Source organism: Streptacidiphilus anmyonensis (genome assembly GCF_000787855.1).
GTDB lineage: Bacteria > Actinomycetota > Actinomycetes > Streptomycetales > Streptomycetaceae > Streptacidiphilus > Streptacidiphilus anmyonensis.
On record NZ_BBPQ01000012.1, the window covers coordinates 128,567 to 145,722 of the forward strand.

The following is a 17,156-nucleotide window of genomic DNA, read 5'->3' on the forward strand; positions in this document are numbered from 1 at the left end:
GCACCGGGCCGCGCACCGCGCCGCGTTCGGGCCCGCCGCGGTCGGGTGCGCCGCGCTGCGGCGCGGGTCGGCCGACGGGGCCGTGCGCCAGACCGTGGTCGTGGCTGTGGGTCCCGCGCTGGGTCGGTGGCTGGGCTGCGCGCTCCGGCGATCCCGCCGCCGGGCGCTGCGTCGACTGCCCAGTCATACCTCTCCTCTCACGCGGTCCTTCCGCACGGTTCCCCGTCCCTCGCGCGCCTCTCGTTCGGCGGCAAAGCCCATAAACCCACTAGATCGGGCTTATCAGGTGTAACAGACGCACAGGGGACATTCATGGTTCCGCGCGGAAGCCGCGGTGTCACTTGCGCACCGCGGCACGCTGTCTCACGACGGGGCGTCACACGCCGGGCGCGCGCTCCCCAGCGCGTGCGCGTCCTGCGCGTGACTCCACGGCCAACGCAACGAGCTCCGCCCACCACCGGTCACGGCCATGGGCGAGCAACTCCTGTGCCTCGTCGGCCGGGAGGACGCGCACCTCGACGACCGCCTCGCCGTCCTCCGGGTTGGTCGGCTCGGAGTCGACCACCACCTCGCCCCAGCCCCACAGCCAGGCCTTCTCTGGATGCGGCTGCCACGGCCGGTAGGGCACGGGGTTGTCGGTGACGCAGCGGTGCGCGCCGATCCACACCGGCGCGCCGAGCAGCCGGGCGCCGGCCTCCTCGCGCAACTCCCGCGCGAGGCAGTCCTTGACGCTCTCGTCCCGTTCGCGGGTGCCGCCGGGCAGGAACCAGTGGTCGCGCTCGTCGCGGCAGAGCACGACGCCGTGCCCCTCGGCCTGCCCTGCCTGCCCTGCGCCCTGCCTCCCGGCGTCCGGGAGTGGTGCGAAGCCGATCAGGTGCACGTTGGTGACGAGCCGGTCCTCGGGCAGTTGGACGGAGAACCGGGCGTCGTAGCCTCCCCAGGCCCAGAACTGCGGTGCGTGCAGACGCGGGAACCGCCGTGCCAGGGCCTCGGCATCGGCGGGGTCCGGGGCTGCCGAACCGTCAGAACGCGCAGTCGTCGAAGTCATTGATCGAGACTAGCGGCTCCGCTGGCCCGTTCGGGGGAGCGCGTGCGGTGCACCGGTTTGACGCAGCGCCGCAGAAACGTCACTGCTCACCGGGTGCTACCAGGACCGGGCCGGCTCCGGTGCGGCGGTCGCCCACGAGGCCGCGCGGGTGCCCTCCGCCGACCGCCGGGGCCCGGGGACCGCCTGGGAGCGCGGCGCGCCCGTCTCGACCGGGTGCCGCCGTCGAGGCCGTCCGCCGCGCCGCTTCCTGCCGGGCGTCGGCCAGAGCAGCACGTAGCCGGTCGACAGGACCACGAAGCCGAGCCGGACCAGGCCGCGCGTCGGGTCGTCCGGGATGAACAGCGTCCCGCCGTAGAGGGTGAGCAGCGCGATCCAGCTCCACCACGGCACCAGGCGGCGCTGGCCCACCGCGTCCCACAGCAGGGTGCCGAGCAGGACGGAGGCGCTGTAGTAGGTGTAGGTGCTGGGGTCCAGCAGGATCCGGGCGTTCGCGCCGAGCAGGATCACCGCGGGCCAGCGGCCCCGCCACACCGCCAGCGCGCCGAGTACGCCGCCGAGCGCGAACTGGGCGGGCCGGTCCCACGGCGGGGTGCCCGCGCTGGTCACGCCGAGCCAGCGCAGCGAGGACGCGGGCTGGTTGGGGATCGCGAACTTCGCCGCCGAGACGGAGCCCAGGTTGCCGAGGTAGAACGGCAGCCAGGCGCCGGCGACCACGCCGCAGAAGAGCAGGAAGGGCCCGCGCCGCGTGCCGCGCGGCAGCACCAGCAGCAGCACCGCGAAGGGCACCGCGGTCGGCTTGGCGTCGACGGCCAGCGCCAGCCAGACCGCCACCGCCCACGTGCCCCCGCGCGCCAGCGAGTGCACGGCCACGGTGGTGAAGAACAGCGCCAGCACGTCGTCGAGGTGCGCGAAGCGGACGGAGACCTCGATCCACATGGGGATGAAGGCCAGTCCCGCGATCAGGATGCGCTGTTGCAGGCGACGGTGGTTGGTGCCGGTGCCCAGGTAGTGGAGGGCGGCCGTGCGGCCGACCAGGGTCAGCATCACCAGTCCGAGCACCGACATCGCCGCCTCGGCGAGGAGCTGCCCGGTGGCCGGCGTGAACGGTTGGAAGAGCCGGGCGACGGCGAGGCTGACCGGTCCGATCTGCAGTTCGGGGTGCGTGGCGTAGAGCGAGAGGCCGCCGCCGGCCTGGTTGCCGAAGAGCAGCTGCTCGCCCTGGCGCAGGTAGTGCCAGGACACGCCGCCGTTCGGGACGACCAGCACGAACCAGAGCGCGGTCCAGGCGACGAGAAGCAGGTGGTGTCTGCGCACAGGCAACCACCGCACGATCCGTCCGGTATCCGCCCGGTAGTCGGAGAGCGTCGTCTCCTCGCCGGCTCGGCTCACGTTCGTCCTTTTCGCCTGATTCACCCGTTACCCTCCGGGGTGCGGGCCATCTTAGGCGTTGAATGAAAGAACGATGAGCGGTCCACCGGGTCATCGGTCTTACCGAAGGTCAGTACCCGACCTCCTCCCGCAGCAGCCGACTGAGTTCGGTCACGGCCGCGGGGAAGGCCGCGTCGCGGGGCGTTCCGTAGCCGAGGACCAGCCCGGCCCGGTGCCCGGTCGATGACCCTCCGGCCCTCGGTCGGGAGGCGGCCTCGTGCCAGTGCTCCCCGAGTGTGCCGAAGGCGAGGCCCCGGGCCGCCGCCTGACGCAGCAGCCGCGACTCCGGCGGTGCGTCCGACGGGAGACCCAACAGCACGTGCTGACCTGCCGCGACGCCCTCCAGCCGGTAGCCCTCCAGCGCGGAGAGCAGCAGATCCCGACGGCGCCGGTAGCGCGAACGGCTCGCGCGCACATGGCGGTCGTAGGCGTGGGAGGTGAGGAACTCCGCCAGCGTCAGCTGTCCCAGCGCCTCTGACTGGAAGTCGGTCAGGCGCTTGGCCCGCATGACGGGCTCGACCAGTCGGCCGGGCAGCACCATCCAGGCGAGCCGGACGCCCGGGGCGAGGGTCTTGGACGCGGTGCCGACGTAGACGACGCAGTCCGGAGCGGTGCCCTGGAGCGCGCCGACCGGCTGGCGGTCGTAGCGGAACTCGCCGTCGTAGTCGTCCTCGACGACCACCGTGTCCGCGGCCCGCGCCCACGAGACCAGCGCACGACGCCGCTCCGGGTGCAGTGTGACGCCGGTCGGGTACTGGTGGGCCGGGGTCACGACCGCCGCGGCGACGCCGGACGGCGACAGGGCGGCGGGATCCGCGCCGTGGGAGTCCACCGGCAGCGGGACCACGTCCCGGCCGGCGAAGCGGAGCGCCTCGCGGTGGAACGGCAGCCCCGGGTCCTCCAGGGCGAACGCGCCCTGCGGCAGGACGCGGGCAAGCAGGGTGAGGGCCTGGATGTAGCCGGCGGTGACGACGATGCGGCCGGGGGCCGCGTCCACGCCGCGCGCCCGGCCGAGGTAGTCGGCGAGCGCGGCGCGCAGCTCCGGGCGGCCCCGGCTGTCGCCGTAGGCGAAGGCGGCGGGCGGCGCCTCGCCCAGTGCGCGGCGGGACGCACGGAGCCAGGCCGCGACCGGGAAGGAGCCCACGTCCGGGGTGCCGGGCCGCAGATCGTGCCGGGGCGGTCGTGGTGCGCCGCGCGACGCGCGCCGCTCCGGGCGCGCCACGTCCGCGACGCGGGTGCCGGAGCCGTGACGGGCGATCAGGTAGCCCTCGGCGGTCAGTTGGTCGTAGGCGGCGCTGACCGTCCCCCGGGCGACGCCGAGCTCGGCGGCGAGGACCCGGGTGGCGGGCAGCCGCGTGCCGGAGGAGAGGCGTCCGCCGCGGACGGCGTCGCGCAACGACCGCTCGAGCGCCGCGCGCACCCCCTCCCCGGAGGCCCGCCCGGCGGTCAGGTCGAGGTGGAGGTCGACACCGAAAGTGGACCACTCATCGGACATGGAAATGGACCTTATCGTGAGTCCACTGACGGACCAGACTTGTGGGCATGACGACGAACACGAACACCGCAGCGAAGAACGACAACCCTCAGCTCACCGTCCGCGTGGCCGCCGACAAGCTGGCGCCCGCCGCGATGAGGGCGATGGTCGCCCTCGACAAGGCCACCGCCGGCAGCGACCTGGAGGCCGGGCTCAAGGAACTGGTCCGCGCCCGTGCCTCGCAGATCAACGGCTGCGCCTACTGCGTCGACACCCACAGCGCCGACGCGCTGGCCGGCGGCGAGGACCAGCGGCGGCTCCTGCTGCTGCCGGTCTGGCGGGAGACCGGCCTCTTCTCCCGCCGCGAGCGCGCCGCGCTCGCACTGACCGAGGCGGTGACCCGCCTCTCCGACGGACCGGTGGGCGACGAGGTGTGGGCGGCCGCCGCCGAGGAGTTCGAGGAGACCGAGCTGGCCGAGCTGGTCTGGCTGATCACCACCATCAACGCCTGGAACCGCGTCAGCGTCGCGACGCAGGCCTGGCCCGTCAACGAGTGAGCGCCACCTCGACGATCTTCACGATCACCAGCACCATCGCGACGAGCAGGTAGCCGCGGAGGGCGCTCATACCGATCTTGCGGCCGGTGGCCATGACGGGCCGGGTGAGCGTCTCCAGCGGCGGCATCCGCCAGGTGTCGCGCCCGGTGCGGTCGAGGTCGTCCTCGACCGTGGCCGTGCGCCGCTTGGTGAACGCCGCGTACCCGGCGGCCACGACACCCACGACGCCGCAGGCGGCCATGATGTCGACGATCGCGCCCGCGCCGATGTCCGGGAACAGCACCGAGGCCGTCAGGATGACCGACAGCGTGACCAGCACCCCGACGACGGCCGCCGTGAAGGCGTTCGTCTTCGGTCCGTTCACCCACGGCCCCAGCACCTGCCGGTCGTTGCAGAGCAGCAGCAGGAACACCGTCGCGGAGGGCAGCAGCACGCCCGCGAGCGTCTGCACGCCCTCGGTCAGCAGGCCGAGCGGCGAACCGGGGATCAGCACGACCGCGGCCGCCAGGGCCACGATGCCGGCGTAGACGGCGTAGAAGCCCTTCGCGCCCTTCACGCCCCGGTGCAGCGAGTGCTTGATGCCGAAGACGTCGCCGATGGCGTAGGCCGTGGAGAGCGAGACCGCGAACGCGCCGATGATCGAGGCGTCCAGCAGCGCGACGGCGAACAGCACGCCCGCGACCTTGCCCGCGTGGGCCTCGATGCCGTGGGCCAGACCGGCCGCGTCCGTGAAGCCGCCGAAGCCCGCGGTGCCGGCGAAGGCGGCGGCGGAGGCCCCCATCAGCGCGGCGGCGCCGAGGACCACCACGACGATGCCGAGCCACAGGTCGGCCTTCTCGTACCTCATGAAGCGCGGCGTGATCCGCTTGTCGATGACGTAGCTCTGCTGGAAGAACAGCTGCCACGGCGCGACCGTCGTGCCGACGATGCCGATGATCAGCAGCATCACGGTGGCGAGCTGCCCCTGACCGCCCGGCAGGTTCGGCACCGCGAAGTCGTGGGCCATCTGCGAGGTCTTCGGGTGGGACAGGAAGTAGATCGGCACCAGCAGCAGCGATCCCGCGCACAGCGCGACCGCGATCCGCTCGAACCGCTGGAAGGAGCCGGTGAACGCGGAGGCGATGATGATCGCGGCGGCCAGCACCACGGCCGCGGCCCTGGGCAGGCCCAGGTAGCCCGCGGCCAGCGTGATGCCGATGAACTCCGTCACCAGCGTCAGGGCGTTGAGGATGAACAGGTCGATGACGCTGAACGCGCCCCAGAACCTGCCGAAGCGCTCCAGGATCAGCCGGGCGTGGCCGACGCCGGTGACCGCGCCGAGACGCAGCACCATCTCCTGGTTGACGTAGAGCACGGGTACCAGCAGCAGCAGCGTCCACAGCAGGTGGGTGCCGTAGTTCTGCCCGGCCTGGCCGTAGGTGGCGAAGGCGCCGGCGTCGTTGTCGCCGACCATGACGATCAGTCCGGGGCCGACGATCGCGAGCAGCGTCTTGAGCTTGGCGGACAGGCCGCGGCGCTCGTCGTGGTCGTCGAGCCTGATCGTGCCGAGCGCGCCGCGGATGTCGCCGACGTGCGCGTCGTCCAGCACGGCGGTGCGGGTGCGGCGGGTGTCGCGGGTGTCGATCGTGGTGGTCATGGTGATCCCTCCCTGGGGCCGCGGGCAGGGCCGTCGGCCGGTCGGAGGGCATGCAGCATCCATCCGCCCTGCGTGCACGTGTGCGTGCGCGCAGGCGAAAGCAAGAGGAACGCAGGTGGTTACCGCATGCCGAAAGAAGACGAGGTCAAGCGGGTGTCGTGGGGTCGTTTACGACCCGGACCAGGACTGCCGTCCATCGCTTCTCGCCTCCCTCCGGTCATGACGCGGCTCGCGCGTCGCAACGGCAGGGGGCACACCGGACCCGGATCGTCGGAACCGATCCGGCACACCCCAACTCGTCAGAGCTTTGGCACTCCACGGCGTAGCGCTGCGCGCAGCCACTTGGCCTCAACCCTTAGGTCGGGAGGAGGTGTCCTGATCCGGAGCGTCTCTCGACGGTTGGGATCAGTGGCCTGTGTCCGTGGAGACGCCTCACCGAACGAGGTGTCTCATCTGAAGAACCCGTCCAGGTTCACTCCGGCGCGGCGGCGCTGTCAAATCCGTTTACGCGTTCCTGACGCCGCAGCCCGCCCGCAGCGCGCTCTCAGCCCGGCCTCAGCCCGGCCTCAGCTGGCCCTCAGTCCGACCCCAGCGTGTCCCGGAAGGCGCGTGCGTCCGCGGCCTCAGGGACGTCCAACTGCTCGTACAGCTCCGCCGCCCGCCCGGCGTGCTCGCGGGCCACGGCCAGTCGCCCGCGCCGCTGTTCGGCGCGGGCGAGGCCGGCATGGGCGCGGGCCCGTTCGGGGCGGCTGCGCGCGTCGGCGGCCAGCAGCAGCGCGGCGGTGTGCTCCTCCGCCGCCCGGTCCGGGGCGTCCGCGGCGAGCGCCGCCTCGCCCAGGCCGTTGCGTGCGGCGGCCTCGCCGAGCAGGTTGCCGAGCGTCCGGTACAGGTCCCTCGCCTGCGCGTGCTGCTCCAGCGCGACCGGCAGGTTGCCGTGACGGGCGTTGATCAGCCCGAGGTCGTTGAGGATGCCGGCCTCGCCGAGCCGGTTTCCCAGCGTGCGGTGCAGCGCGAGCGCGGCGTCGAAGGAGTCGTTGGCCTCGTGGCACAGGTCCGAACGTTCCAACACCTGGGCGAGGTTCCCCAGCAGGTGCGCCTCGCCGACCGTGTTGCCGGCGGTGCGCGCCAGCGCCAGCGCCTCCTCGTAGCAGGCCCGCGCCCGCGTCAGCTCGCGGTGCCGGAACGCCACGTTGCCCAGGGTGTTGAGTGCCCGTGAGCGCTCGTACGCGCCGCCGTCCGGCAGGCCGGCGCAGAGGTCGGAGGCCGCCTCGGCGTCCTCGCGGGCCTGCTGGTAGGCGCCCAGCCGCCAGTGCGCCCAGCTCAGGTCGGTCAGCGCGGTGGTCTGCGCCGCGGGCGAGCCGAGGCGTTCGGCGCAGTCCAGCGCGAGGGCGTGCACGGTCACGCCGTCGGTGTGGTGGGCGTTGCCGTCGAGGTATGGGCGCAGCGTGGCGGCGAGTCGCACCACCTGGTCCGGTCGCCCGTTCGCGGCCGCATCGGCGGCGACCGCGACCAGGTTGGGCCGTTCGGCGTCCAGCCAGGCGCGGGCGGCGCGCGGATCGGCGAGGGCGGAGGCGGAGGCGGACGCGGGGTCGGAGGCGTCCCCGTCCGTGGACGGCGGCGCGGGCAGCCGGTCCGCGCCGTACGGGTGGAGCAGCGCCACGGCCGCGTGGGCGGTGCGCAGGTAGTGGGCGTAGAGGCGGTCACGGGCCGCTTCGCGTGCCTCCTCGCTGTCCTGGCCCGTGGCAGTCGAGCGGGCGTGCTCCCGCAGCAGGTCGTGGAAGGTGTAACGCCCTGCCTCGTGCTGGACCAGCATGTGCGCGTCGAGGAGGTCCTCCAGCAGGTCCTCCGCGTCCGGCAGCGGCAGTCGGGCGAGCGCGGCGGCGGCCGACGCGTCGAAGTCCCGGCCCGGCGCGGAGCCCAGCAGCCGGAAGACGCGCTGCTGCTCGGAGGGCAACTGCTCGTAGGAGACGGTGAACGCGGCCGCCACGCCGCGGTCTGCGGTGGCCAGTTCGGCGAGACGGCGGCGCTCGTCGCGCAGCCGGTCCGCGAGGTAGGCCACGGTCCAGCGCGGCCGGTGCAGCAGCCGCGCGGCGGCGATCCGGACGGCGAGCGGCAGGAACCCGCACAGTTGCAGCACGTCCAGCGCGGCCAGCGGTTCGGCGTCGGCCCGCTCGCCGACCACCGAGGTGAACAGCCCGATCGCGTCGGCGGCCGGGAACAGGTCCACCGAGAGCGCGGCGGCCCCGTCCAGATCCACCAGCCGTCGCCGACTGGTCACCAGCACGAGGCTCCCGGCCGAGCCAGGCAGCAGCGGTCGCACCTGCTCGGCCGAGGCGGCGTTGTCGAGCACCGCCACCACCCGCCGCTCCGCCAGCTCCGCCCGCCACAGCGCTCCGCGCTCCTGCGCCCCGGCGGGTATCCGCTCGGCGGGCAACCCGATCTGACGCAGCAGCAGGTCCAGCGCGTCCTCCGTCGGCAGCGGCTGCCGCCCGGCGGTGTCGGACTGAAGGTCCACGAAGAGCTGCCCGTCGGGATACCTCCCGGCGAGCGCGTGCGCGGCGTGCACGGCCAGCGTCGTCTTCCCGATCCCGGCCATCCCGTCGATCGCCACGACCCCGCCCGCGGCGTCCACCAGGCGCGCCAACTCCCCTTCCCGTCCGGTGAAGTCGGGCAGGTCGTAGGGCAGGTAGTCCGACCGCAGGGCCCGCCCGCGGCCTTCTGCCGCGGCCCCGCCGTGCGGTGCCCCGCCGGGACCCGGGCTCTGCGCGCCGGGTGCTGCCGCCCTCGGGTTGGCGGGCGGGCCGCTCCGGGTTGCTCCGGACGGCAGGGCGTGGGCCGGGCTTCCCGTTCCGCCGTCGACGGTCCCCGCCCCGGCGCCGCCGGGTGCTGTCGTGCCGGGCCACGGACTCTGTGGGCCGGGCGCTGTCGGCCCAGCGCCTGGGGAGCCGCCTGGGGTTGCTCCGGGCGCTGGGGCGTGCGCCGGGCTTCCCGCTCCGCCGTCGACGGTCCCCGCCCCGGCGCCGCCGGGTGCTGTCGTGCCGGGCCAGGGATTCTGCGTGCCGGGAGCTTCCCGGCCAGTGCCTGGGGAGCCGTGTGGGGACGTGGTGGGCGCTTCGGTGGGAGTCTCGCCGGACCGGGCGGCTGGGCCGTCGGCGGCCGAGCGGGCGACGCGCGGGCCGGGGACACCGGGGGAGCCGTCGTCCCCGGCCGGTCGTGCGGGCGGCAGGTGCAAGGAGGGGTCGTCGCGCAGGACCGCCGCTTCGAGGGCGGTGAACGCGCGGCCCGGGTCGAGGCCCTGGGTCTCGGCGAGGGCCGCGCGGTAGGCGCGGGCGGTCGTGAGGGCGTCGGCCTGGCGGCCGGCGCGGTGGAGGGCGAGGACGAGGTGGGCGGTCAGGCGCTCGCGCAGCGGGTACGCGGCGGCCTGGGCGCTGAGGTCGTCGAGCACCTCCTCGTGGCGGCCGAGGCCCAACTCCGCCTCGCAGAGCCGCTCGAACGCGCTCAGGCGCTTCTCCTCCAAGCGGGCGCGGTGGTCCGCCGCGTACTCCGCGCGCACCCCGCCGAGTGCCTCGCCCCGCCAGAGCGCGAGGCCCGCGCGCAACTCGGCCGCGGCCGCGTCCGGCCGCCCGTCCGCGGCGACGCGCTGCGCCTCGGCGACGTGGGCGGAGAAGACCGTCTGGTCCAGCCGTCGCCGCTCGGTCTCACGCGCGAGCGCGACATAGCCCTCGGGGCGCGTCTCCAGCAGTTCGGCCGCGCCGCCGCCGCGCAGGACCCGGCGGATCGCGGTGACGGCCGCGTGGATCTGGGCGCGGGCGGTCTCCGGCGCGTCGACGCCCCAGACCGCGTCGATCAGCCGCTCGGCGCTCACCACGCGACCGGCGTTGACCAGCAGATATCCCAGCACTGCCCGGTGTCGCGGGGCGAGCCCCGGCAGCGGCCGTCCGGTGTCGTCGAGGACCTCCACAGGCCCCAGCACCGTCAGTGAGACCTGTGCGGCGCTCACCCGTCGTCCCCCTCGCCCCCGCCTCGGGAAGTCCATCGGGCGTCCATCGCGGACGCATCGCGAATCTATCAACCGGGCCCGCGAATCTCTTCCCATGACAGGAATCCCCCTGATCGAGCCGGAGACGGCCACCGGACCAGCGGCACGGTGGCTGGCCGAGGCCCAGCAGACCTTCGGGATCACCCCGAACCTGGTCAAGGCGCTGGCCAACAGCCCAGCGGCGCTGCGCGGCTTCCTGGCGATGACGCTGGCGCTCCGCGAGGAGGGCCGGCTCTCCGCCTCGACCCGCACCCGGATCGGGCTGCTGGTGGCGCAGGAGCACCGCAGCGCCTACGGCCTGTCCGTGCACAGCTTCCTGGCGGGCACGGTCGGCGGCCTCTCCGAACGGGAGGTGGCCGAGGCCCGCCGGGGGCGGGCCGAGGACGCGAAGGCGTCGGCGGTCCTCGCCTACGCGGCCGCGCTGCTGCGCGGTCGGGGGGCGGTCACGGCCCTGGAGAGCGCCGCCGCCGCGCGGGATCTGACAGCCGAGGAGCAGACCGAGGTGATCGCCCAGGTGATCGTCCACAGTCTCGCCGACTGGCTGGCCCTCGCCGCCGGCATCCCCGTCGACTGGCCCCTGGTCAGCCCCGACGACTGAACGAAGCACGGCACCCGACACACCACCACTTCCAGTTCCAGTTCCAGTTCCAATTCCAAGGAGCACACCGAAATGTCTGTTCAGCCCCGCATGCAGAACCCGGCCGTGGTCATCTCCGACGCGATGCAGCCGATCATGGGCGTGTTCAAGGCGGCCCACCAGGGCGGCGTCGACGAGACCGTCCTGGAACTCGTGCACCTGAGGGTCAGCCAGATCAACGGCTGCAGCCCGTGTGTGGACGCCGGCATCAAGTCGCTGACCAAGCTGGGCGTCAGCAGCGAGCGCCTCGGCCTGGTGGCCGCCTGGCGCGAGACCCCGTACTACTCCGACGCGGAGCGTGCCGCGCTCGCCCTGGCCGAGGCGTCCACCCGCCTCGCCGACCGCCCGGACCCGGTCTCGGACGAGGTCTGGGACGAGGCGGCCCGGCACTTCGACGAGAAGCAGTTGGCCGCGCTGGTCCTGATGATCGCCGTCACCAACATGTTCAACCGCCTCAACGCCACCACCCGCCAGGCCGCCGGCGCCGCCTGGTAGCCCGCGGCTGCCCGGCCGGCCGCACCTCACAGAGCCGCACCACCCCCAGGAGGGAACCACCATGTCCGTGGTGAGAAGCCACACCTACCGTGTCGACCCGTCCGACGTCGCCCAACTGCTGGAGCGTCGCGCCGCACTGGTCTCGGCGATCCGGGCCCGGCACGCCGGCCTGAGCGCGGTGAAGCTGATCCGCCTGGAGGACGGCAGCTACACCGACACCTGGTACTGGGACTCGGCCGAGCAGTTGGCCGCCGCGCTCGCGGCGATCCCCTCCTTCGGCGAGGCGCCGCTCGCGATGGCGCTCACCCGCGACGGCACCGCCCAGAACGGCGTTCTCGTCGACGAGTTGTGACGACGACCCGGAACGGCCGTGCCGCCTGCCCTCCGGCAGACGGCACGGCGGCCGTCGTTCGGACGGCCGGTCGGGACGGTGTCCGGCGCCTGTTCCAGGTGTCGGTTCAACCGGTCTTGGCCGCCTTGGCGGCCTTCGCCGCCGCCTTCATCTCCTGCTTGTGGGCCCGGACCTTCTCCAGGGAGGCCGGGCCGGTGATGTCCGCGACCGAGCGGAAGCTGTCCTTCTCGCCGTAGGCCCCGGCAGCCTCACGCCATCCCTTGGGACGGACGCCGAACTGCTTGCCGAGCAGCGCGAGGAAGATCTGCGCCTTCTGGCGGCCGAAGCCCGGCAGGTCCACCAGCCGGTCCAGCAGCTCGGTGCCGCTGGAGACGTCCCGCCACAGCGCCTCGGCGTCGCCGTCGTAGTGGGCGTCGAGGTAGGCGCACAGTTGCTGGATCCGCTTGGCCATCGAGCCGGGATAACGGTGGATGGCCGGCTTCTCCGCGCAGAGCGCGGCGAAGGCATCTGGGTCGAAGTCGGCGATCCGATGGGCGTCCAGGTCGTCCCCGCCGAGGCGTTGCAGAAGCGTGTACGGGCCGGCGAAGGCCCACTCCATCGGCACCTGCTGGTCGAGCAGCATCCCGATCAGCGCGGCCAGGGGGCTGCGGCTGAGCAGGGCGTCCGCATCCGGGTTCTGGGCGAGGTGGAGGTCGGTCGCCATGGCGCTCTCCTTACGGTCCTGACGGTCCTGGGCTCGCCGGAACCATTTTCCGTGCGCCTGCCCGCCCTCGCCCGGTGAAACGCCGCCGCGCCGAAACGTTCCTGCACGCCGTGACGCGCGCGCCGCGCGTGATGCGTGCCGCGCATGACGCGCGTCTCGCCCGTGACGCGGGGACGCGGGAACGTTCCGGCTCTCCGGCGGTGGGCGGTCAGAGGCCGACCGCGCCGTCGATGCGTTCGCGCAGCAGGTCGGCGTGGCCGTTGTGGCGTGCGTACTCCTCCACCATGTGGATCAGCACCCAGCGCAAGGAGACCGGGCCGCGCCAGGAGTCCTTGCCGGTCAGGTCCAGGTCGGGCGTGGCGGCGGTGAAGGACTCCGCGAAGGCGACCTCCTCGCGCCAGGCCGCCCAGGCGGCCGCGACCAGCGCCGGGTCGTCCGTCGCCGCGTCGAAGTCGGCGTCGGGCCGCTCCGGGGTGGCGTAGCGGTCCGGCGCGTCGTGCCCGGCCAGTGCGCGGCGGAACCAGCGCCGCTCGACGTCGGCGAGGTGCCGGACCAGGCCGAGCAGTGACAGCGTCGACGGCGGCACCGACCGTTCGGCCAGCTCGGCGGCCCCGAGCCCGGCGCACTTCGCCTCCAGCGTCGCCCGCTGCGCGCCCAGCACCCCCACGAGCACGTCCCGCTCCGCGCCGACGGCCGGCGTCGCGAACCGCGGCGCGCTCTCGTCGCCCCCGAACAGCTCCGCCCGCCTGCGAGCTCGACTCATCCCTCAGCGTCCCTTCGGCCGGACTGGTCCCGTCGCCGGGCACCCTGGTCCCGGGCACCCTAGTCCTGGGGCGGGGCCGCCGCCGTCGCTTCGGTCAAGATTCGGTAATGATTTTCATCCCACACCCATTCGGGCTAGGGATGAAAACCGTTTCCATTTAACGTGGAGGAGTCAGCTGCCGGCCACGTCTGCCTCTGGGGGGTCACCACCATGCGCTCGTCCGTCCCATCCCTTCGGGTCACCCGCCGCCTGTCCCGAGCGGTGCTCGGTGGTGTGGTGATCGCCTTGATGGCGACGGTCAGCGCCTGCGCGACCACGGCTCCGCCCGGATCCCGCACCGGATCGGGCGCGGCCGACGCCTCGGGCGTGGCGGCGGGCGGCACGGTGGTCCAGGTGGTCGCGGCGGAGAACTTCTGGGGGTCGATAGCCTCCCAGCTGGGCGGCGACCACGTGCACGTGACCAGCGTCATCACCAACCCGGACACCGACCCGCACTCCTACGAGCCGACCGCCGCCGACGCCCGCACGGTCACCGGAGCGCAGTACGTGATCGTCAACGGCATCGGCTACGACGCCTGGGCGGACAAGCTGCTGGCCGCCAACCCCGGCGCCGGCCGCACCGAGCTCAAGGTCGGCGACCTGGTCGGCATCCGGCCGGGCGGCAACCCGCACCGCTGGTACTCGCCCACCGACGTGCACCGGGTCATCGACCGGATCACGGCCGACTACAAGAGGATCGACCCGGCCGACGCCGCCTACTTCGACCGGCAGAAGCAGACCTTCGAGACGCGGACCCTGGCCCGGTACGACCAGCTGATCGCCGACATCAAGGCGAAGTACGCCGGCACCCCGATCGGCGCCTCGGAGTCCATCGTCACCCCGCTCGCGGAGGGCCTGGGCCTGAGGATGCTGACGCCGGAGAGCTTCCTCGACGCGATGAGCGAGGGCACCGACCCGACCGCCGCCGACAAGGCGACCATCGACCAGCAGATCAAGTCCAAGCAGATCAAGATCTACGTCTACAACAGCCAGAACTCCACCCCCGACGTCGTCGCCCAGGTGAAGCTGGCGAAATCCGAGGGCATCCCCGTCACCACCGTGACCGAGACCCTCGCCCCCGCGGGCGACACCTTCGAGCAGTGGCAGACCACCGAGCTCCAGGGCATCGAGCAGGCCCTCCACCAGGCCACCGGGAAGTGAGGACGCACGTGAACCCTGTCGTCGCGGCGGAGCCGCAGCACAACGCGGACCAGCACAACACGAAGCAGCAGAACCCCGTCCCCACCGCCGCGTCCGCGGCCGGTGGTCCCTCCGAGGCGGGCGGCCAGGCCGCGCCGGTGCTGTGCCTGTGCGGCGCGGCGGTGCGGGTCGGCGGCCGCACGCTCTGGTCCGGCGTCGACCTCGAGGTCCAGGCCGGGGAGTTCGTCGCCGTGCTCGGCCCTAACGGCGTCGGCAAGTCGACACTGGTCAAGGTGCTGCTCGGGATCATGCCCGCGGCCGAGGGCGAGATACGGGTGCTCGGCCGCCGCCCCGGCGAGGCCGGCAGCCGCGTCGGCTACCTGCCCCAGCGCCGCAGCTTCGACCCGGACCTGCGCATCCGCGGCGTCGACGTGGTCCGGATGGGCCTGGACGGCGACCGCTGGGGCGTACCGCTGCCCTGGTCCCGCAACCGGCGCGAGCAGCAGCGGCGCGTCGACGAGGTGATCGAGCTGGTCGGCGCCTCCGGGTACGCCCACCGGCCGATCGGGCAGTGCTCGGGAGGCGAGCAGCAGCGGCTGCTGATCGCCCAGGCGCTCGTCCGCCGTCCCGAGGTGCTGCTGCTGGACGAGCCCCTGGACAGCCTGGACCTGCCCAACCAGAGCGCGGTCGCCGCGCTGATCGGCCGCATCTGCCACCAGGAGAACGTCGCGGTCGTCATGGTCGCCCACGACGTCAACCCGATCCTGCACCACCTCGACCGCGTCGTGTACATCGCCGAGGGCGGCGCGGTGTGCGGCCCGCCGAGCGAGGTCATCAACTCCGAGACGCTGACCCGGCTCTACCGCACCCCGGTGGAGGTGCTGTCCACGCAGGACGGCCGCCTCGTCGTGGTCGGCCAGCCCGAGGCGCCCGCCGTCCACGCGGACCGCCACGACGACGGTCACGGTCACGGTCACGGTCACGGCGATCGCCGCGGTCAGAGCGACCGTCGCGGTCACGGCGACCGTCGCGCGGGGTGAGCTGAGATGGAGTCACCGGTCTTCTCCTGGAACCCGCTCTACGACTTCCAGTTGATGTGGTCCTACCCGTTCATGGTCAACGCCTTCCGCGCGGGCGCGATCGTCGCCGTCGTCGCGGGCGCCGTCGGCTGGTTCATGGTGCTGCGGCGGCAGACCTTCGCCGGGCACACGCTCTCCGTCGTCGCCTTCCCGGGCGCGGCGCTGGCGACGCTGGCCGGATTCAGCCTGAGCCTCGGCTACTTCGGCTTCTGCGTCGCCGCCGCGCTCGTGCTGGCGCTGATGCGGCGCGGCCGCGAGCCCGGCGGCTCGGAGGAGTCGGCCGCCACCGGGGTCGTGCAGGCGTTCCTGCTGGCCTGCGGCTACCTGTTCATGGCCCTCTACAAGGGCCTGCTGGAAGGACCGCAGGCGCTGCTCTTCGGCAGCTTCCTCGGCATCACCACCGGACAGGTCGCCACACTCGCCGTCGCCGGGCTCGCGGTCCTGCTGGCGCTCGCGGTCCTCGGCCGCCCGCTGCTGTTCGCCTCCGTCGACCCGCAGGTCGCCGCCGCGCGCGGGGTGCCCGTGCGCGGTCTCTCGGTCGCCTTCCTGGTGCTGCTGGGCGTCGCCACGGCCGAGGCCGCGCAGATCACCGGTGCGCTGCTGGTCTTCGCGCTGATGGTGCTGCCGGCGGCGACCGCCCAGGTGCTGACGGCCCGTCCCGGGCTGAGCCTGCTGCTGACCGTGGTCCTGGGCTTCGGCGTGACCTGGGCGGGCCTGGTGGCCGCCTTCTACTGGCCCTACCCGCTCGGATTCTTCGTGACCTCGTTCGCCTTCGGGCTCTTCCTGCTCGCCCACGGCGCGCGCTTCGCGGCGTGTGCGCTGGAGCGCCGCCGCGACGCCTCCGGCACGGCGGCCCTGGCCGGGGGTGCGGCATGAACCTCCTGCTGGCCTCCTCCGGCGCGGCCTCGGCCTGGTCCCAGCCCTTCTTCCACCACGCCCTGCTGGCGGGCACGTTCATCGCGCTCGCGGCCGGACTCGTCGGCTACTTCCTGGTGCTGCGCGCGCAGATCTTCACCGGCGACGCGCTCAGCCACGTCGCCTTCACCGGCGCGATGGCCGCCCTCGCGGGCGGCTACGACCTACGCCTGGGCCTCTTCGTCTCCTGCGTCCTGGTCGGGCTGCTGCTGGCCGGGGTCGGCCGCCGCGGCAAGGCGGACGACGTCGTCATCGGCAGCGCCTTCGCCTGGGTGCTGGGCCTCGGCTCGTTCTTCCTGACCCTCTACACGACCTCCGCCAGCGGCAACGGCAACGGCGGCGCGGGCACCTCGGTGCTCTTCGGCTCCATCTTCGGCCTGGACGGCGGCCAGACCCTGGTCGCGGTGCTGATCGCGCTCGCGGTCTCGCTCGCGGTCGTGCTGATCGCCCGGCCGCTGCTCTTCGCCACCCTCGACGAGAACGTCGCCGCCGCACGGGGCGTCCCCGTCAAGGCCCTCGGGCTCGGTTTCCTCGCCCTGGTCGGCGTCACCGCCGGCGAGGCGACACAGGCCGTCGGGTCCCTGCTGCTCCTGGGCCTCCTGGCGGCCCCGGCAGGCACGGCGATCCGCCTCACCGACCGCCCCTTCCGCGGCCTCGCCCTGGCGGCGGCCCTCGCCGTGGGCGAGATGTGGGCGGGCCTGGCCATCGCCGCCTGGATCCCGCAGTGCCCACCGAGCTTCGCCATCATGACCGCCGCGACCCTCGCCTACGCCGCGACCTGGCTCCGCCCGACCCGCGACCGGCGCCCCGCCCCCGTGTCGGCGCCGACCGCGGCGAGCTGATCACCGACA

15 protein-coding genes, 1 pseudogene and 1 riboswitch are annotated in these 17,156 nt (G+C 73.5%); of the genes and pseudogenes, 8 read left to right on the forward strand and 8 right to left on the reverse strand.

The features are described 5' to 3' along the window. From TR50_RS48735 to pdxR, 4 genes and pseudogenes are all read right to left on the reverse strand, one after another. Positions 1 to 187 (reverse strand): annotated as a pseudogene (locus tag TR50_RS48735) (hypothetical protein); the annotation flags it as partial. Between the two features lie 189 nt (positions 188 to 376). Beyond that, positions 377 to 1,048 (reverse strand): NUDIX domain-containing protein, encoded by a 672-nt coding sequence (locus TR50_RS14780; RefSeq protein ID WP_084700282.1) that lies wholly within the window; start codon positions 1,046 to 1,048, stop codon positions 377 to 379. 96 nt (positions 1,049 to 1,144) lie between these two features. Further along, positions 1,145 to 2,368, reverse strand: a complete 1,224-nt coding sequence (locus TR50_RS14785; RefSeq protein ID WP_236654425.1) for a hypothetical protein — start codon at positions 2,366 to 2,368, stop codon at positions 1,145 to 1,147. A 178-nt stretch (positions 2,369 to 2,546) separates the two neighbouring features. Continuing rightward, complete coding sequence (gene pdxR / locus TR50_RS14790) at positions 2,547 to 3,971, reverse strand: MocR-like pyridoxine biosynthesis transcription factor PdxR (RefSeq protein ID WP_042420585.1); 1,425 nt, start codon at positions 3,969 to 3,971, stop codon at positions 2,547 to 2,549. Positions 3,972 to 4,018: 47 nt separating this feature from the next. On the opposite strand from pdxR, the gene TR50_RS14795 reads away from it, so the two are divergent. After that, positions 4,019 to 4,507 carry a carboxymuconolactone decarboxylase family protein gene (locus tag TR50_RS14795; RefSeq protein ID WP_084700308.1) on the forward strand — a complete coding sequence of 163 codons (489 nt, stop codon included), beginning with the start codon at positions 4,019 to 4,021 and terminating at the stop codon, positions 4,505 to 4,507. Here the strand turns inward: TR50_RS14795 and TR50_RS14800 are convergent. After that, entirely contained in the window at positions 4,497 to 6,143 is a 1,647-nt protein-coding gene (locus TR50_RS14800) for an NRAMP family divalent metal transporter (protein ID WP_152648403.1), read from the reverse strand. The genes TR50_RS14795 and TR50_RS14800 overlap by 11 nt on opposite strands. A gap of 283 nt (positions 6,144 to 6,426) precedes the next feature. Then, positions 6,427 to 6,594, reverse strand: a riboswitch (M-box (ykoK) riboswitch). A gap of 126 nt (positions 6,595 to 6,720) precedes the next feature. Beyond that, positions 6,721 to 10,143: an AfsR/SARP family transcriptional regulator gene (locus TR50_RS42540; protein WP_052440997.1), complete on the reverse strand. Its 3,423-nt coding sequence runs from the start codon at positions 10,141 to 10,143 to the stop codon at positions 6,721 to 6,723. Positions 10,144 to 10,237: 94 nt separating this feature from the next. Between TR50_RS42540 and TR50_RS14810 the strand changes: the two genes are divergently transcribed. The 3 genes from TR50_RS14810 to TR50_RS14820 all read left to right on the forward strand — a co-directional run bounded on the left by TR50_RS14810 (position 10,238) and on the right by TR50_RS14820 (position 11,666). Then, complete coding sequence (locus TR50_RS14810; RefSeq protein ID WP_042420586.1) at positions 10,238 to 10,780, forward strand: carboxymuconolactone decarboxylase family protein; 543 nt, start codon at positions 10,238 to 10,240, stop codon at positions 10,778 to 10,780. Positions 10,781 to 10,870: 90 nt separating this feature from the next. After that, entirely contained in the window at positions 10,871 to 11,314 is a 444-nt protein-coding gene (locus TR50_RS14815) for a carboxymuconolactone decarboxylase family protein (protein WP_084700286.1), read from the forward strand. A 61-nt stretch (positions 11,315 to 11,375) separates the two neighbouring features. Then, positions 11,376 to 11,666 (forward strand): hypothetical protein, encoded by a 291-nt coding sequence (locus TR50_RS14820; protein ID WP_042420590.1) that lies wholly within the window; start codon positions 11,376 to 11,378, stop codon positions 11,664 to 11,666. 106 nt (positions 11,667 to 11,772) lie between these two features. Here the strand turns inward: TR50_RS14820 and TR50_RS14825 are convergent, their stop codons facing one another. Both TR50_RS14825 and TR50_RS14830 read right to left on the reverse strand, forming a co-directional pair. Beyond that, entirely contained in the window at positions 11,773 to 12,369 is a 597-nt protein-coding gene (locus tag TR50_RS14825; RefSeq protein ID WP_042420593.1) for an HhH-GPD-type base excision DNA repair protein, read from the reverse strand. 208 nt (positions 12,370 to 12,577) lie between these two features. Then, positions 12,578 to 13,132 carry a DinB family protein gene (locus tag TR50_RS14830; protein ID WP_042420595.1) on the reverse strand — a complete coding sequence of 185 codons (555 nt, stop codon included), beginning with the start codon at positions 13,130 to 13,132 and terminating at the stop codon, positions 12,578 to 12,580. A 288-nt stretch (positions 13,133 to 13,420) separates the two neighbouring features. On the opposite strand from TR50_RS14830, the gene TR50_RS14835 reads away from it, so the two are divergent. From TR50_RS14835 to TR50_RS14850, 4 genes are read left to right on the forward strand one after another with little or no spacing between them, the layout of a single operon-like run. Continuing rightward, positions 13,421 to 14,332 (forward strand): metal ABC transporter solute-binding protein, Zn/Mn family, encoded by a 912-nt coding sequence (locus TR50_RS14835; RefSeq protein ID WP_236654417.1) that lies wholly within the window; start codon positions 13,421 to 13,423, stop codon positions 14,330 to 14,332. Positions 14,333 to 14,340: 8 nt separating this feature from the next. Then, positions 14,341 to 15,351 (forward strand): metal ABC transporter ATP-binding protein, encoded by a 1,011-nt coding sequence (locus TR50_RS14840; protein WP_236654418.1) that lies wholly within the window; start codon positions 14,341 to 14,343, stop codon positions 15,349 to 15,351. A 6-nt stretch (positions 15,352 to 15,357) separates the two neighbouring features. Beyond that, positions 15,358 to 16,266, forward strand: coding sequence for a metal ABC transporter permease (locus tag TR50_RS14845; RefSeq protein WP_042420599.1), 909 nt, complete (start codon positions 15,358 to 15,360; stop codon positions 16,264 to 16,266). After that, the gene (locus TR50_RS14850; protein ID WP_042420601.1) at positions 16,263 to 17,147 is read left to right on the forward strand and encodes a metal ABC transporter permease; all 885 of its coding nucleotides are present in this window, start codon (positions 16,263 to 16,265) and stop codon (positions 17,145 to 17,147) included. The genes TR50_RS14845 and TR50_RS14850 overlap by 4 nt, the downstream gene beginning before the upstream one ends. The last annotated feature ends 9 nt before the right edge of the window (positions 17,148 to 17,156 follow it).

Excerpts from the sequence above, each read along its gene's own strand:
- TR50_RS14850 (WP_042420601.1), top strand. The coding sequence starts at position 16,263 with ATGAACCTCCTGCTGGCCTCCTCCGGCGCGGCCTCGGCCTGGTCCCAG.
- TR50_RS14815 (WP_084700286.1), top strand. The coding sequence starts at position 10,871 with ATGCAGAACCCGGCCGTGGTCATCTCCGACGCGATGCAGCCGATCATG.
- pdxR (WP_042420585.1), bottom strand. The coding sequence starts at position 3,971 with ATGTCCGATGAGTGGTCCACTTTCGGTGTCGACCTCCACCTCGACCTG.
- TR50_RS14830 (WP_042420595.1), bottom strand. The coding sequence starts at position 13,132 with ATGAGTCGAGCTCGCAGGCGGGCGGAGCTGTTCGGGGGCGACGAGAGC.
- TR50_RS14845 (WP_042420599.1), top strand. The coding sequence starts at position 15,358 with ATGGAGTCACCGGTCTTCTCCTGGAACCCGCTCTACGACTTCCAGTTG.
- TR50_RS14800 (WP_152648403.1), bottom strand. The coding sequence starts at position 6,143 with ATGACCACCACGATCGACACCCGCGACACCCGCCGCACCCGCACCGCC.
- TR50_RS14810 (WP_042420586.1), top strand. The coding sequence starts at position 10,238 with ATGACAGGAATCCCCCTGATCGAGCCGGAGACGGCCACCGGACCAGCG.
- TR50_RS14835 (WP_236654417.1), top strand. The coding sequence starts at position 13,421 with ATGGCGACGGTCAGCGCCTGCGCGACCACGGCTCCGCCCGGATCCCGC.
- TR50_RS14825 (WP_042420593.1), bottom strand. The coding sequence starts at position 12,369 with ATGGCGACCGACCTCCACCTCGCCCAGAACCCGGATGCGGACGCCCTG.
- TR50_RS14820 (WP_042420590.1), top strand. The coding sequence starts at position 11,376 with ATGTCCGTGGTGAGAAGCCACACCTACCGTGTCGACCCGTCCGACGTC.
- TR50_RS14780 (WP_084700282.1), bottom strand. The coding sequence starts at position 1,048 with ATGACTTCGACGACTGCGCGTTCTGACGGTTCGGCAGCCCCGGACCCC.
- TR50_RS14795 (WP_084700308.1), top strand. The coding sequence starts at position 4,019 with ATGACGACGAACACGAACACCGCAGCGAAGAACGACAACCCTCAGCTC.